At 60.4% G+C, this 15,044-nt stretch carries 15 protein-coding genes; 8 read left to right on the top strand and 7 right to left on the bottom strand.

All coding sequences use genetic code 11. From position 1 onward, the window contains the following. Positions 1–9: 9 nt before the first annotated feature. Positions 10–498, bottom strand: coding sequence for a GFA family protein (locus ACP7D9_RS01520; protein ID WP_426155239.1), 489 nt, complete (start codon positions 496–498; stop codon positions 10–12). A 139-nt stretch (positions 499–637) separates the two neighbouring features. On the opposite strand from ACP7D9_RS01520, the gene glsB reads away from it, so the two are divergent. Next, a complete protein-coding gene (gene glsB, locus ACP7D9_RS01525; protein ID WP_024013269.1) occupies positions 638–1,546 on the top strand; it encodes a glutaminase B in 909 nt (302 codons plus the stop codon). A 101-nt stretch (positions 1,547–1,647) separates the two neighbouring features. Next, entirely contained in the window at positions 1,648–3,150 is a 1,503-nt protein-coding gene (locus ACP7D9_RS01530) for an aldehyde dehydrogenase family protein (RefSeq protein WP_426155241.1), read from the top strand. 50 nt (positions 3,151–3,200) lie between these two features. On the opposite strand, the gene ACP7D9_RS01535 is transcribed toward ACP7D9_RS01530, so the two are convergent. Continuing rightward, the gene (locus ACP7D9_RS01535; protein ID WP_426155243.1) at positions 3,201–3,860 is read right to left on the bottom strand and encodes a carbonic anhydrase; all 660 of its coding nucleotides are present in this window, start codon (positions 3,858–3,860) and stop codon (positions 3,201–3,203) included. 58 nt (positions 3,861–3,918) lie between these two features. Then, positions 3,919–4,386, bottom strand: coding sequence for a cyanase (gene cynS / locus ACP7D9_RS01540; RefSeq protein ID WP_426155245.1), 468 nt, complete (start codon positions 4,384–4,386; stop codon positions 3,919–3,921). Between the two features lie 121 nt (positions 4,387–4,507). Here cynS and cynR point away from each other — a divergent pair, with 121 nt between their 5' ends. After that, the gene (gene cynR, locus ACP7D9_RS01545; protein ID WP_426155247.1) at positions 4,508–5,389 is read left to right on the top strand and encodes a transcriptional regulator CynR; all 882 of its coding nucleotides are present in this window, start codon (positions 4,508–4,510) and stop codon (positions 5,387–5,389) included. Positions 5,390–5,468: 79 nt separating this feature from the next. Here the strand turns inward: cynR and ACP7D9_RS01550 are convergent, their stop codons facing one another. Both ACP7D9_RS01550 and ACP7D9_RS01555 read right to left on the bottom strand, forming a co-directional pair. Next, positions 5,469–5,798 (bottom strand): hypothetical protein, encoded by a 330-nt coding sequence (locus ACP7D9_RS01550; RefSeq protein ID WP_073471181.1) that lies wholly within the window; start codon positions 5,796–5,798, stop codon positions 5,469–5,471. A gap of 543 nt (positions 5,799–6,341) precedes the next feature. Then, positions 6,342–8,285: a DNA topoisomerase III gene (locus ACP7D9_RS01555; protein WP_426155249.1), complete on the bottom strand. Its 1,944-nt coding sequence runs from the start codon at positions 8,283–8,285 to the stop codon at positions 6,342–6,344. A 193-nt stretch (positions 8,286–8,478) separates the two neighbouring features. Here ACP7D9_RS01555 and ACP7D9_RS01560 point away from each other — a divergent pair, with 193 nt between their 5' ends. Then, the gene (locus tag ACP7D9_RS01560) at positions 8,479–8,841 is read left to right on the top strand and encodes a DUF427 domain-containing protein (RefSeq protein ID WP_313004788.1); all 363 of its coding nucleotides are present in this window, start codon (positions 8,479–8,481) and stop codon (positions 8,839–8,841) included. 54 nt (positions 8,842–8,895) lie between these two features. Here the strand turns inward: ACP7D9_RS01560 and ACP7D9_RS01565 are convergent, their stop codons facing one another. Beyond that, positions 8,896–10,518, bottom strand: a complete 1,623-nt coding sequence (locus ACP7D9_RS01565) for an MFS transporter (RefSeq protein WP_101155206.1) — start codon at positions 10,516–10,518, stop codon at positions 8,896–8,898. A 127-nt stretch (positions 10,519–10,645) separates the two neighbouring features. Continuing rightward, a complete protein-coding gene (locus ACP7D9_RS01570) occupies positions 10,646–12,313 on the bottom strand; it encodes a GMC family oxidoreductase (RefSeq protein WP_426155252.1) in 1,668 nt (555 codons plus the stop codon). Between the two features lie 133 nt (positions 12,314–12,446). On the opposite strand from ACP7D9_RS01570, the gene ACP7D9_RS01575 reads away from it, so the two are divergent. The 4 genes from ACP7D9_RS01575 to arsH all read left to right on the top strand — a co-directional run bounded on the left by ACP7D9_RS01575 (position 12,447) and on the right by arsH (position 15,027). Continuing rightward, positions 12,447–13,334 (top strand): LysR family transcriptional regulator, encoded by an 888-nt coding sequence (locus ACP7D9_RS01575; protein WP_426155254.1) that lies wholly within the window; start codon positions 12,447–12,449, stop codon positions 13,332–13,334. Between the two features lie 139 nt (positions 13,335–13,473). After that, a complete protein-coding gene (locus tag ACP7D9_RS01580) occupies positions 13,474–13,821 on the top strand; it encodes a metalloregulator ArsR/SmtB family transcription factor (protein WP_426155256.1) in 348 nt (115 codons plus the stop codon). 27 nt (positions 13,822–13,848) lie between these two features. After that, positions 13,849–14,319, top strand: a complete 471-nt coding sequence (locus ACP7D9_RS01585) for an arsenate reductase ArsC (protein WP_426155258.1) — start codon at positions 13,849–13,851, stop codon at positions 14,317–14,319. A 9-nt stretch (positions 14,320–14,328) separates the two neighbouring features. Continuing rightward, the gene (arsH, locus tag ACP7D9_RS01590; RefSeq protein ID WP_426155260.1) at positions 14,329–15,027 is read left to right on the top strand and encodes an arsenical resistance protein ArsH; all 699 of its coding nucleotides are present in this window, start codon (positions 14,329–14,331) and stop codon (positions 15,025–15,027) included. Positions 15,028–15,044: the final 17 nt, after the last annotated feature.

The raw sequence follows: 15,044 nt of genomic DNA on the forward strand, positions 1-15,044 counted from the left end.
GCGCGGTATTCAGCGGGTCACGCCGAGTCGCTCATGCCACTGGGCGATCGATTCTTCGGGATATTCATCAAACTGCTGATCCTTCGGCTTGGCCTCGAGCTCAACCCACGGCGCTTTCGAACCAAGCATCAGGTGCGTGTGTTCCGGTGGCACCGGTAGCGGCGTATCGATCGCCGAGGCGAATGGATGAATCAGCTCCGGCCACTGCGGGCTGAACAGCCACAGGCCGCTGCCGCACAGCGCACAGAAGTGGCGCTCGGCGCTGCTGCGATGGGCGCGCTTGTCGCCCTCGGCTTTCATTTTCGCGTGATAGACGCTGATGTTTTTGCGCCCGCGAACCTTGAGGGTAGTCGCATCGCCGCCGAGATTGATCGCATAACCGCCACCGCCCTGCGTCTTGCGACAGATCGAGCAGTAGCAGCGTTGATAGGGATAAGGATGGGCGCTGTCGAGGCTGAACGTGACTTTGCCGCAATGGCAGGAGCCTTCGAGGTGCATGGTGCTCTCCTGTGTCTGAATGGTCCGCTTGAGCCTAGAACATTTTGCGCCGCGCTTGCCGGTGTGATGCGACCGGCGGGCGCAGCGTCTAGCCCCAGTGTCCCCGCAATCCCATGGGGCGAAACTTTCGGAACCCGGCATGCAAGCGCTGTTGAACGAGATCCTTGACGCCGTCCGGCCCCTGATCGGGCAGGGCAAAGTTGCTGACTATATTCCCGCCCTCGGCACCGTGCCGGCCAACCAATTGGGCATTGCCGTGTACAGCAACGATGGCGAAATGTACTGCGCCGGCGACGCTGAAACGCCGTTCTCGGTGCAGAGTATTTCCAAGGTGTTCAGCCTGGTACAGGCCATCGATCATTCCGGCGAAGCGATCTGGGAACGGCTTGGCCACGAGCCGTCCGGCCAGCCATTCAACTCGCTGGTGCAACTGGAATTCGAGCGCGGCCGCCCGCGCAATCCGTTCATCAATGCCGGGGCACTGGTCATCTGCGACATCAACCAGTCGCGCTTCGCCGCGCCGACATTGTCGATGCGCGACTTCGTCCGACGCCTGTCGGGCAACCCGCAGATCATGATCGACGGCAAGGTCGCCGACTCCGAATACCAGCACCGCGCGCGCAATGCGGCGATGGCGTATCTGATGCAGTCGTTCGGCAACTTTCACAACGATGTCGAAGCAGTATTGCGCAGCTATTTCAGCCATTGCGCGCTGCGGATGAATTGCATCGATCTGGCCCGGGCGTTCTGCTTCCTGGCCAACGACGGTTTCTGCAAGCACAGCGGTGAGCAGATCCTGACGCGCCGCCAGACCCAGCAGGTGAACTCGATCATGGCGACCAGCGGTTTGTATGACGAGGCAGGTAACTTTGCTTATCGCGTTGGTCTGCCGGGCAAGAGCGGGGTAGGTGGCGGGATTGTTGCGGTAGTGCCGGGGCAATTCAGTGTGTGCGTCTGGTCGCCGGAGTTGAACGCGGCGGGTAATTCGCTGGCGGGGATGGCGGCGCTGGAGTTGCTGAGCTCGCGGATTGGCTGGTCGGTGTTCTGACCCACCTGAACACCACAGGTTTGTTTAGTGTTTGTAGAGGTGTATTTGAGCCCGTATTGCGCTACATTTTCCGGCCGCTCTCTGCATGGTGAATCCGCTTCATGTCTCTTGCGCTCGAACGTCTAGTCGCTGGCACGCCGATCCCTTTCGCTGGTAACCGCGTCACCGTGGTCAGCCCCGAACTGGCCGCGCGGTTTCAGCCCGGAGACCATTTGCTGGTCGAGCAAGTTACAGGCGAGTTGTTGCTGATCCCTGTGGCCGATCAACAGGCCGCCTCGGTGGCGATCGAGCGTGCGGCTGCGGCATTCAGCGCTTTGATGACAGTGCCCGATGAAGCCATCGGTCAATTCTTCGACCTGTTCGCTCAGCGCCTGGAAAATCCTGAATGCTGGACGCAGATCGAAGCTGCCAACCGCGCGGACATCGAGCGGGCCAAGGCGCGCGGTCGTTCGACCACACGCTTGCTCGCGGATGAACGCATGCGCCGCGACATGATCGCCGGGCTGCGCGCCTGGCGTGATGCGCCACCGACGCGTGGCAAAGTCATCAGCAGCGTCGAGCACGACGGCTGGAAGGTTGAGCAAGTCGTCTCGCCGCTGGGCATCGTCGCATTTGTCTTCGAAGGCCGACCCAACGTATTTGCTGACGCTGCCGGGGTGTTGCGCACTGGCAATACCGCTGTGCTGCGCATCGGCAGCGATGCGTTGGGCACCGCGCAAGCCATCGTCACCCATGGATTGAACCCGGCACTGGCCGAAACCGGCTTGCCGGTTGGCGCGGTGTCGTTGGTCGAAAGCGTCAATCATGCCGCCGGTTGGGCGATGTTCGCCGACCGGCGTCTGTCGCTGGCGGTGGCGCGTGGCTCGGGGCGCGCGGTCAGCCAGTTGGGCAGCATTGCCCAGCAGGCGGGCACCGCCGTGAGCCTGCATGGCACCGGCGGCGCGTGGCTGGTCGCCGACCGTGACGCAGACGCCACACGCTTCGCGGCGGTGGTGCGCAACTCGCTGGATCGCAAGGTCTGCAACACCCTGAATGTCTGCCTGATTCAGCGTGAACGCGCCGCTGAACTGGTGCCGCTGTTTCTCGATGCGTTGAAAGGCGCAGGCACGGCGCGCGGCCAAGGCTGCAAATTGCACATCATCGAGGGCAGTGAAAGTTGCCTGCCAAGCGAATGGCAGAACGCGACGGTCGAGGTTTATCGTGCGCAGGGTTACCGGACCGAAGCGCTGGCCGAATCCTTGCCCGAGTCGGACCTGGGCCGCGAGTGGGAATGGGAGGAAACCCCGGAAGTCAGCCTGATGATCGTCGAGGACCTGGATCAGGCAATTGCGCTGTTCAACCGTTACAGCCCGCAATTCACCGTGTCGTTGATCAGTGAGGATGCGGCGGCTCAGGAGCGTTTCTATAACGCCGTGAATGCGCCGTTCGTGGGCAACGGCATCACGCGTTGGGTCGATGGCCAGTACGCGCTGAACAAGCCGGAACTGGGCCTTTCAAATTGGGAGAGCGGGCGCCTGTTTGCGCGCAGTGCAATTCTCTCCGGCGATGGCGTTTTTACCGTGCGCAGTCGCATGACTCAGATTGATCTCACGGTGAAACGCTGATCTGTTGATCGTTCCCACGCAGAGCGTGGGAACGATCACCGGCCCGGGCGTCAGGCTGCGTTGGAAGTCCTAGCGCTGATCGCGCAAGTGGTTGGTTGCTCGGCCAACGGCACAAAGGTGCGACGATCGGAAGTGAGGGCGTCGATCGCACCGGTCTCGATGTCATAGACCCAGCCATGCAGATTCAGCCGCCCTTGCTCCTGGGCCAGGCGCACACTCGGGTGGGTCTGAATATTCGCCAGTTGCGCGATCACGTTCTCACGCAACATCGAACTTAATTTCGCCGCATCGCTGCCATGCACGCGCGCTTCGTTCATCACCTTCGCCGACTCGGCATGCTGCAGCCAGCCGCTGACGGCGGGCAGGTGATCCATGCATTTGCACTGGGCAATCGCGGTCATCGCGCCGCAATCGGAGTGGCCGCAAATCACGATATCGGTCACTCCCAACACCGCCACCGCATACTCCACCGTCGCTGACACGCCGCCCGGATGCGGGCTGTAGGAGGGCACGATATTGCCGGCGTTGCGGATCACGAACAGCTCGCCGGGTTCCTGCTGGGTCAGCAGCTCAGGCACCACACGGCTGTCGGAACAAGTGATGAACAGCGTGCCGGGTTGCTGTGTGGTCGCCAGGTGTTTGAACAGTTCGCTGCGTTGCGGAAAAGCTTCGTTCTGGAATTTCAGGAAGCCATCGATGAGATTTTTCATGGGGCGTGTCCTCTTGGCGGAAATCGGATGGCCCGCACGCAGTGTGCGGGCCGGCGCATCAGAACGGGCGCAGGGGCAGAAACTTGCCGTCGAGGGTGACCACGGCGCGGGAGCCGCCTTCCGGGTCTTCGACTTTCTTGATGTCCAGTTTGAAGTTGATCGCGCTGATGATCCCATCACCAAACTGCTCATGAACCAGCGCTTTGAGGGTGGTGCCGTAGATCTGGATCATTTCGTAAAAACGGTAGATGGTCGGATCGGTCGGCACGCCGCTGAGGCTGCCACGCAGAGGAATGATCTGCAGGGCGGCAACGTCATCCGCGCTGAGGTCGAGTTTGTCGCCGACCACCTTAGCAGCGTTTTCCGGCAACGGATGCTGGCCGAGCAGGGCGGCAGTGACGTAGGCCAGGCTGAGGCCGGTGCCGTCAGCAAGATCCTGCCACGACAGATCTTTTTTCGCCTTGGCGTCGAGAACGCGGGTGGTCAGGGCCAGGCTGTTGTCGTTGTAGGCGTGGGACTGTTGCATGGTGTCACTCCTTTCAGGGGTTGGCTTGCTTGTGTGGAAACAATGTTGCGCCGGTCGATTCATAGCGTCCAAGACCGATATACAATGCTTTGCATAAGTCTTGCCTATAGATGGTGTCCCCATGCTGTTGCGACATTTGCGTTATTTGCTCGCCGTTGCCGATTACGGTGGCTTCACCCGCGCCGCCGAAGCGCTGCATGTGTCGCAGCCGACGTTGTCGCAGCAGATTAGGCAACTGGAAGAAACCCTCGGCGTGAGCCTGTTCGATCGCACCTCACGCACGGTGAAACCGACGGATGCCGGCGCGGCTTACATCGAATGCGCGCGGCGCGTGCTGGTGGAGCTGGAGGCCGGGCAGCGCGCGTTGCACGACGTGAAGGATTTGTCCCGCGGCACGCTGCGCCTGGCGATGACGCCGACGTTCATGGCGTATCTGGTCGGGCCACTGGTGCGCGACTACGGGGCACGGTTTCCCGGGATTCATCTGGAGATCTCCGAGTTGTCGATGGACGACATCGAGGCCGGGCTGGCGGATGACTCGCTGGATGTCGCGATCGCGTTTACGCCGGTGCGCAATGCCGATCTCGAATGCATTCCGGCATTTACCGAGACGCTGGGAATCATGGTCGGGCCTGGGCATCCGCTGTATGACAGCCATTCGGTGTTGACGCCGGTGGAGGTTGCTTCACTGGATTTCGCCTTGCTGGCGCCGGGCTTCATCACGCGGTTATCGGTTGATGAGTATTTCCGCGAGCAGGGGATTACGCCGCAGGTGCGGATCGAGGTGAATTCGGTGAGTACATTGCTGGAAGTGGTGCGCCATTCGCCGCTCGCGACAATGCTGCCCGAGGCGATTGCCAGCGAAGACCGCGCATGGCGCCGCTTGCGGGTCGAAGGGGAGGCGCCACAGCGTGGAGCGGCGTTGTTGCGGCGCAGGAATAATTATCACAGCGCGGCGGCGCTGGCGTTTGTTGACCTTGTTCTGCAAACGCATAACGCATGAACATCTTTGCGCGCGTTCTGGATGTAAAAAGGGCCTGCTCCACCTTGGAAGCAGGCCCTTTCGTGATTGCAGCTATTACTCAATAAAACCGATCAATCACCCGAACTTCATTTTTGTTCTGCATCGAATCCCACGCCTGCTTCAGCGTCTGCAGCACGCTGCCAATGAAGTCCTTGTCGGCCGCCGCCTTCTTGCCGACATAACCGTGGCCGCGGCGGTACATCTTCAGGCGGGCCAGCAGGTTCTGATGGTTGCGGTCGAATTCTTCTTCGCCAGCGTGGGGCGACAGGCAGTCGATATGCACCTGACCCGACTTGCTGATCCAGAGAATGTGGCTGTCGTGGCTGTCTTTTTGCGCCGCGAACATCCGAGCCAGTTCTTCGATGGTGGGTTGATTATTCAGATTCATTGTTATGCCCCTTGACCAGTCTGGTGATCTTTCAAAGTTGATTCGCTAATACAGGTAGCCCATCGGTTAGTTGATCCCTGGCACCGAAACCAGGACGTCAGCGCTCGCCCGTGTGAAGTACGGGGTCGTGCATCTGTTGCATGTAGTCGTGTTGAATAACTGCTACGCAATAGCGTCACAACGAGGAGAAGCAGCGAAAACCGGGAGGCTCCTTGACGACATGTCCAGTGTCGACCACAAGCGTCTTGAGAATTTTCGCCAGCGCTTCTCGTCCTTGTACTGGACGTTCAGGCCAGGTCAGCTTCTTCAATCTGCCTTGTGGGCAGCGTGTATCCGGAAAAAACAACTCGGCGGTCAGACGAGTTTGCTCAAGCGTGTTACCAACGCTCCCGATCGGGGAACGTCTTCATCATGCAAAAGCAAAACGACGCCGTCAACGGTTTTGTAGTGATTATTTTCGAGCACTACATATTGTCGGACAAAGCTGTTTTGGAATGAGAAAAGATACGTTTCAGCAACCTGCAGAAGGCACCCCTAAGGGTTTCAGCGGGTCGCCGGCCGTGTCGTGCGTTTGCGCGGACCGGCGGTTTTGCTGGCCGTCGACTTGCGTTTTTTCTTCCACGGCGCTGCGGCTTTGCCGGCGGGAGGCGGGCCGCTGATGGTCAGTCTGAGGGCGGAGCAGCGGGTGACCTGCTTGCTCATCCACGCGGCCTGTTTGGTGACAAATTCTTCCAGACTCATCTCGCCGCTTTGCACCATGTCCAGCGCTTGTTCCCAAATGGCTGTGGTGCCCGGATCGGCGATTGCCCGTGGCACTGCGTCGATCAGGCTGAAAGCGGCCGGCGTCGCAGCCAGCGCCTTACCGTTCTTCACCAGATAACCTCGATCAAGCAGACCCTGGATAATCGACGCGCGGGTGGCTTCGGTACCGATGCCGGTGGTGTCTTTGAGTTTCTGTTTGAGCAGCGGATCTTCGACCAGTCTGGAGACGTTTTTCATTGCCTTGATCAGATCGCCTTCGGTGTAGGGTTTTGGCGGTTGCGTCCACAGATCCTTGAGATTCACCTTCGCCACAGCGCATTCGACGCCCTGGCTCAGAGCCGGCAAGGTTTGCGGCGCGGGCGCTTCGCGGCCCTTGGCCGGGGCCAGTGCCTCGGGCAATGCGCGCTTCCAGCCCGGTTCGATGATCTGCTTGCCCACGGCACGCAACGCCTGCCCGTTGCAGTCGAAATCGGCCTGGGTACGATCGTATTCGTGATTGGGCAGGAACTGCGCCAGGTAGCGCGCGCGAATCAGCGTGTACACCGCGCGGTGCTTGCCGCTCAGGCGTTCGAGATTCTTCGCGGCGATGGTGGGGATGATGCCGTGGTGAGCGCTGACCCTGGCGTCATTCCAGGCCCGCGAGCGCCGTTGCGGTTCGAGAAAGCCCTGCAGCGCCTCAAGGCTCGGATCCGCTTGACGCAACGCGGTGAGGATCGATGGCGCCTCACTGTGCTGGCTCAACGGCAGGAAGCCGCAATCGCTGCGCGGGTAGGTGATGACTTTGTAGGTTTCGTAAAGGGCCTGGGCGATGTCGAGGGTTTCCTGGGCGCCAAGGCCAAGCTTCTTCGAGCAGACTTCCTGCAAGGTGCCGAGATCGAAGGGCAGAGGCGCCACTTCGCGCATGCGCTCGGTTTTCAGCTTGATCACCCGTGCGCTGTCAGCATTGCTGATCGCAGCTGCCGCTTGTTGCGCCAACGTTTGATTCAGGCAGCGATCCTGATCATCACAAACGTCCGCTGGTGCGCGCCATTGCGCGGTAAACGCCGTGCCGTTGTGCAGCAAATCCACGTCGATTGCCCAGAACGGTACGGGAACGAAATCGGCGATGCTGCGGTCGCGGTCCACCACCAGTCGCAAGGTCGGCGTCTGCACTCGGCCCACCGGCAAAACGCCCTGATAACCCGACTGCCGGCCGAGCAAGGTGAACAGTCGACTCATGTTCATGCCGATCAGCCAATCTGCTCGCGAACGGCCCAGCGCGGAGTGATACAGGCTGAAAGTCTCGGCTCCCGGCTTCAGCGCAGCCAGGGCTTTGCGAATCGATGCCTCGTCGAGTGCCGACAGCCACAAACGGCGGATCGGCCCGCGATAGCGGCAATGTTCGACCAGTTCGCGGGCGATCATTTCGCCCTCACGGTCGGCGTCGGTGGCGATGACCAGTTCGCTAGCCTCGCCAAGCAGGCGCTTCACCGCTTTGTACTGACTGGCGGTGCGCGGCTTGACGGTCATTTTCCATTTGTCGGGAATGATCGGCAGATCGGCCAGCACCCAGCGTTTGTAGCGCGCGTCATAGGCATCCGGCGGAGCGGTTTCGAGCAAGTGGCCGATGCACCAGGTCACTGTGACGTCCGTCCCCAACCAGCAACCGTCGCCGCGACGCCTTGCGCCGAGCACGGCCGCGATGTCTTTGGCCTGGGAAGGTTTTTCACAGAGGTACAGCCGCATAGCTACCATCGCTGATTGGTTTGTGGGAGCGCACAGGATGGCTGGAGTCTGCGGCGCGAGCAACTTTTATCTGTATGGATATACAGATAAAACGATTGCCAAAGATTTTCGCCGTTCGGCTGCAATCTCAACCAGACCCGAGCCCATCGGCTATACCTGAACCGGTCTCTTCGCCGTCTTCAGGAGAATTCCCATGAAAAGCCCCAGCCCCGTGATCAGCGTCGAACAACTGAGCGGCTGCCTGCTGGTGAAATTCCACGGCATTCAGGTCGCCGCTTCCTCCCACGCGCTGATCCTCAACGAAGCCAACTACCCGCCGGTGTACTACATCCCCCGCGAAGACGTCGACGGGAAATATTTTGCCCGCACCGACCACAGCAGCTATTGCCCATACAAGGGGGACGCCAGTTATTTCACCCTGCAGGTGCCTGGGCATGAGGTCGCCAACGCAGCGTGGACTTACGAAAATCCGAAAGTGTCAGTCGCGCCGATCCGCGACTACCTGGCGTTTTATCCGGACCAGGTGAAATTCGAAGTGATCAAAGCGGACATCTGAGCCAAAAAAAATGGCGAGAGGATCGCGTCCCTCGCCATTGTTGTCAGCGCGTTTTCAGTTCTTGTCGAGATCGATATTCTTCGTCTCACGCAGGCAAATCATCCCCACCACCAGGCTCACCCCGGTAATCAGCACCGGATACCACAGCCCGTAGAAAATATCCCCGGTGTACACCACCAGCGCAAACGACACGGTAGGCAGGAATCCGCCAAACCAGCCGTTGCCGATGTGATACGGCAGCGACATCGAGGTGTAGCGAATGCGCGTCGGGAACAGTTCGACCATCAGCGCGGCGAGCGGGCCGTAGCACATAGCGGAAATGATAATCAGCGCGACGATCAGTGCGACGATCATAGGTTTGTTGATCTGCTGCATATCGGCTTGTTGCGGATAGCCGGCGAGGGTGATCGCGCCGCGCAGTGCCGCCTCATCGAAACCATCCAGCTTCACGTCGCCGACACTCACCTGCACGGCGCTACCCGCCGGCGCAGCAACGCTGGAGTAGGGCAGGCCTTGCTTGACCAGGAAGGTCTTGACCTTGTCGCAGGGACTGTCGAATTTGGCCTTGCCCACCGGATCGAACTGGAAGGTGCAAGTCGCCGGGTCGGCGAGCACGGTGATCGGTGCCTGACGGCTGGCCAGATCAATCGCCGGGTTGGCGTAGTGGGCCAGGGATTTGAAGATCGGGAAGTACAGCGCGGTTGCCAGCAGCAGGCCGAGCATCAGCACCGGTTTGCGCCCGACCTTGTCCGACAGCCAGCCGAAAAAGATGAAGAACGGCGCGCCGATCACCACGCTGATGATCAGCAGACTGTTGGCCACTGCCGGGTCCATTTTCAGGAACTGCGTGAGGAAGAACAGCACGTAGAACTGCGCGGCGTAGAAGGTCACCGCTTGCCCGGCGTTGATGCTGAACAGGGCGATCAGCACGACTTTGAGGTTTTCCCATTTGCCGAAGGATTCGCGGATAGGCGCCTTCGAGGTTTTGCCTTCTTCCTTCATTTTCAGATAGGCCGGCGACTCGTGCAGGCTCAGGCGAATCCAGGTGGAAATGCCCAGCAGCACGATCGACAGCAGGAACGGAATGCGCCAGCCCCAGACTTCAAACTGGTCGCCGGTGAAGTAGCGGCAACCGAGCACTACCAGCAGCGACAACAGCAGGCCGAGGGTCGCGGTGGATTGAATCCAGCTGGTGTGGAAGCCGCGTTTGCCGATGGGAGCGTGTTCGGCCACGTAGGTCGCCGCGCCGCCGTATTCGCCGCCGAGCGCCAGGCCCTGAAGCATGCGCAGCACCACTAGAATGATCGGCGCCGCGATGCCGATGCTGGCGTAGGTCGGCAGCAGTCCGACGCAAAACGTCGCCACGCCCATCAGAATGATCGTCGCCAAGAAAGTGTATTTGCGCCCGATCATGTCGCCCAAGCGGCCGAACACCAATGCGCCGAACGGCCGCACGATGAAGCCGGCGGCGAACGCCATCAGCGCGAAGATGAACGCGGTGGTGTCGTTGACTCCGGCGAAAAACTGCTTGCTGATCACCGCCGCAAGGGCGCCGTAGAGGAAGAAGTCATACCACTCGAACACCGTCCCGAGTGATGAGGCGAAGATGACTTTCTGTGTCGCATTGCCGGTCTCGGCGCTACCCGCGGCGTCCAGCGGCTGAGCGTGGTCTGACATATCGGTATCCCTCACAGTGATTGTTTTTGTTGTTCCACTGGTGTTGCGTGTCCGGATGAAGCGCGATGCCTTGAGTCTGCTGCAAAAAACTGTGGGAGGGGGCTTGCTCCCGAAGGGGCCGGGTCGGTCACATCAAGGGTGAATGACACTCCGCTTTCGCGAGCAAGCCCGCTCCCACATTAGAACTGTGTACAGGTTTAGCCAAAATCAGTTGAGCAGCCTTCTCGGCAATCATCAGCGTAGGCGAACAGGTATTGCCCGAGGTGATTTTCGGCATGATCGACGCATCGGCAATGCGCAAACCCGGTACGCCGTGCACGCGAAGTTGCGCATCGACCACCGCGTCGCCGTCGTTGCCCATGCGGCAAGTACCGACCGGGTGGAAAATCGTCGTACCGATTTTTGCCGCCGCTTCGTGCAATTGTTCTTCGCTTTGCAGGTCGGCGCCGGGCAGGTATTCCACCGGTTTGAACGCCTGCAGGGCAGGGGCACTGACGATGCGCCGGGTCAGGCGGATCGCATCGGCGGCGACGCGCAAGTCTTGCGGGTGGCTGAGGTAATTGGGCTGAATCAGCGGTGCCGCTTGCGGATCGGCCGAGCGAATCTCGATGAGCCCACGGCTCTGCGGGCGCAGGTCGCACACCGAGGCGGTGAACGCCGGGAAGCTGTGCAACGGCTCACCGAAACGCTCCAGCGATAAGGGCTGCACGTGGTATTGCAGGTTCGCCGAGGTTTGCTCCGGACCGGAGCGGGCGAATGCGCCCAACTGACTCGGCGCCATCGACAGCGGCCCGCTGCGGTCGTACAGATAGCGCAGGCCCATGCCCATCTTGCCCCACACGCTGCCAGCGATCTGGTTCAAGGTACGCGCGTTTTCCAGCTTGTAGATCAGGCGCAGTTGCAGGTGATCCTGCAGGTTGCCGCCCACGCCCGGCAGCTCATGAATCACGCCGATGCCCAAGCGCTCAAGCAGCGGCCGCGGACCGATGCCGGAGCGCTGCAGAATGCACGGCGAACCGACCGAGCCGGCGCACAAAACAATCTCCTTGCGCGCCTTGAACTGTCTGATCTGGCCTTCATGGCGCGCGCTGACTTTCGTCGCGCGGCCGTTCTCCAGCAAGACACGATCAACCTCTACGCCGGTCAGCACAGTCAGGTTCGCCCGGCTGCGCAGCGGTTTCAAAAATGCCTTGGCCGCGTTCCAGCGTACCCCGGCTTTCTGGTTGACCTGAAAGTAGCCGCAGCCTTCGTTGTCGCCCTGGTTGAAGTCATTGATGCTGGCGATGCCGCTTTGCTCGGCAGCGCTGCGAAAGGCATCGAGAATCGGCCACGACAGACGCTGTTGCTCGACTCGCCATTCGCCCTGATCGCCATGAAATTGAGCGCCGCCAGCAAAGTGGTTTTCGCTCTGTTTGAACAGCGGCAGCACGTCTTTCCACGCCCAGCCCGGATTGCCAGCCGCCGCCCAACCGTCGTAGTCGCCGGCCTGGCCGCGCATATAGATCATGCCGTTGATCGACGAACAGCCGCCCAGCACCTTGCCGCGCGGGTAACTCAGCGCGCGGCCATTGAGGCCCGGTTGTTCTTCGGTCTTGAAGCACCAGTCGGTGCGTGGGTTACCGATGCAGAAGAGGTAACCCACAGGAATGTGAATCCACGTGTAGTTGTCGCGGCCGCCGGCTTCGAGCAGCAACACCCGCTGCTGGGGATCCGCTGAAAGCCGATTGGCCAGCAGGCACCCGGCGGGGCCGGCGCCGACCACGATGTAGTCGAATTCATCCAGGGACGTGTGCATGCCCTGACCTCGCTTTTTGTTTTTATTGTCGGACACTCTAGTTGTTAGCTTTCGTTAAAAGAATGTTAGTTTTTGCGCAGCCGCTGTGCGTTTTCAAACAGCCTGAAACGACGATAGCCGACAAGGAACCGCCATGTTCGACTGGAACGACCTGCGCTTTTTTCTCGAACTGCAACGCAGCGGTCGCCTGCTCACTGCCGCGCGTCGGCTCAACACCACCCACGCGACGGTCGCGCGGCACATCGAGTCGATCGAGAAAAGCCTCGGCACGGCGCTGTTCGTCCAGCACGCCCAAGGCTATGAAATGACTCCGGCGGGGGAGGCGCTGCTCAAGCACGCCGAAGCGATGGAAAACGTCGCGCTGCTGGCGCAGGAAGAAATCACCCAGTCCACCGCGCCGCTGGGCAAGATCCGCGTCGGTGTCACCGAAGGCCTCGGCATCAAATTCCTCGCCAGTCGCATGATCGGTCTGTTCGAGCGCTATCCCGGGCTGGAAGTGGAACTGGTCGCCGTGCCGCGCTTTGTCAGCATCCTCAACCGCGAAGCGGAAATCAGCATCCACCTCGAGCGGCCATCCGCCGATATGCTGGTCACGCGCAAGCTGACTGACTATCGGCTCGCGCTGTACGCCAGCCAAACCTACCTCGACAACGCGCCGCCACTGCAAAGCCGCGAAGACCTGAGCCGACATGCATGGATCGGTTACGTTGACGACCTGCTGTTCAGTCAGGAACTGATGTTCCTCAACAGCTTCTGTCGCAGCCCGCGCGTGGTGTTCCACAGCACCAGCGTGATCGCGCAGCAGGAGGCGGCGCGGTCGGGATTGGGCATCGCAGTGTTGCCCTGCTACATGGCCGAATCCGATGCCGATCTGGTCGCGCTGCTGCCGGATGAAAGCATCGAGCGCAGCTACTGGATCAGCACACGGCGGGAGCTGCATAAATCGGTGCGGCTGCGGGTGGTCTGGGATTATATGGTGGGGTTGTGTGAGGCGGAGCAGGGGTTGTTGCTAAACCTTTGAGATCAAAAGATCGCAGCCTTCGTCAGCTCCTGCACCGATTTCTGTAGGAGCTGCCGAAGGCTGCGATCTTTGGATATTGATTGCCCATATATATGGATATCCGTATATTCGTTTTCCCGCATATCGCGAACCGAGCACCATGATCACCCCCACCGAAGTCTTCAAAAGCCTCGCCGACGAAACCCGTGTCCGCGCCATCCTGCTTATCGCCGAGCAAGGTGAGCTCTGCGTCTGCGAGCTGATGTGTGCGCTCGACGACAGCCAGCCGAAAATCAGCCGCCATCTTGCGCAACTGCGCAGCAATGGTTTGCTGCTCGACCGGCGACAGGGCCAATGGGTGTATTACCGCCTCAATCCGCAATTGCCGGCATGGATTGGCGAAATCCTCCAGGTGACGTCCAAAGCCAATACCGATTGGCTCAAAGACAACGCCGCACGCCTGCAACACATGGATGGCCGTCCCGTGCGCGAACGCGCCTGCTGCTGAATCTTCCATTTTCTACGGAGCGCATCGATGCGAGTCCTGTTCATGTGCACAGCCAACAGCTGCCGCAGCATTCTTTGCGAAGCCATGTTCAATCACCTGGCCCCCGATGGTTTCCAAGCGGTGAGTGCAGGCAGTTTTCCCAAAGGCCAAGTCCTGCCGCGCAGCCTGTCTACCTTGCAAAAGTACGGAATCGCCATCGACGGGTTGCACAGCAAAGGCAACGAAGCCTTTGAAGACAGCCCGCCGGATATCGTTATCACTGTCTGCGACAAAGCCGCCGGCGAAACTTGCCCGGTGTATTTCGGCCCGGCACTGAAAGCGCATTGGGGACTGGAAGATCCGTCCGAAGTGCAGGGCGACGAAGCGGCAATCGACGGAGCATTCCAAGCCACTCTGATGCGCATCGGTGAACGCTGCCAAGCCTTCCTCGATCTGCCGTTTCACTCGCTCAGTCGCGAGCAACTGAAAGCCGAACTCGATCGCATCGGCACGCTGTAAGGAGGCTTCATGACAAATCATTTGCCCAACCTCGACGCCAGCCTGATCGACGCTGTTAAGCCATCGAATGTCGGCGAACACAAACCGCGCATTCTTCTTCTCTACGGCTCGACCCGCGAGCGCTCGTTCAGCCGTTTGCTGGTCGAGGAGGCCGCGCGCCTGCTCGAACACTTTGGCGCCGAAACGCGGATCTTCAACCCATCCGGTTTGCCATTGCCCGACGACGTCCCGGTCGACCATCCCAAGGTGCAGGAATTGCGCGATCTGGTGTTGTGGTCGGAAGGCCAGGTCTGGTGCTCGCCGGAACGCCACGGCGCGATGTCCGCCGTGTTCAAAGCGCAGATCGACTGGATCCCGCTGGAACTCGGCGCTGTGCGCCCGACCCAGGGCAAAACCCTGGCGGTGATGCAAGTCTGCGGCGGCTCGCAGTCGTTCAACGTGGTCAACCAACTACGCATCCTCGGCCGCTGGATGCGCATGTTCACCATCCCCAACCAATCCTCGGTGCCGAAGGCCTATATGGAATTCGACGAAGAAGGGCGGATGAAACCCTCGCCGTTCTACGACCGTGTGGTGGATGTGATGGAAGAACTGGTCAAGTTCACCGTGCTGCTGCGTGGGCAGCAGGCGCACCTGGTGGACCGCTATTCCGAGCGCAAGGAAAGTGCTGAACAGTTGATGGCGCGGGTGAATCAGCGGTCGATTTGACCCGCCATCCCCAGCCA

The sequence above is a fragment of the Pseudomonas sp. TSRC2-2 genome (genome assembly GCF_049897785.1).
GTDB lineage: Bacteria > Pseudomonadota > Gammaproteobacteria > Pseudomonadales > Pseudomonadaceae > Aquipseudomonas.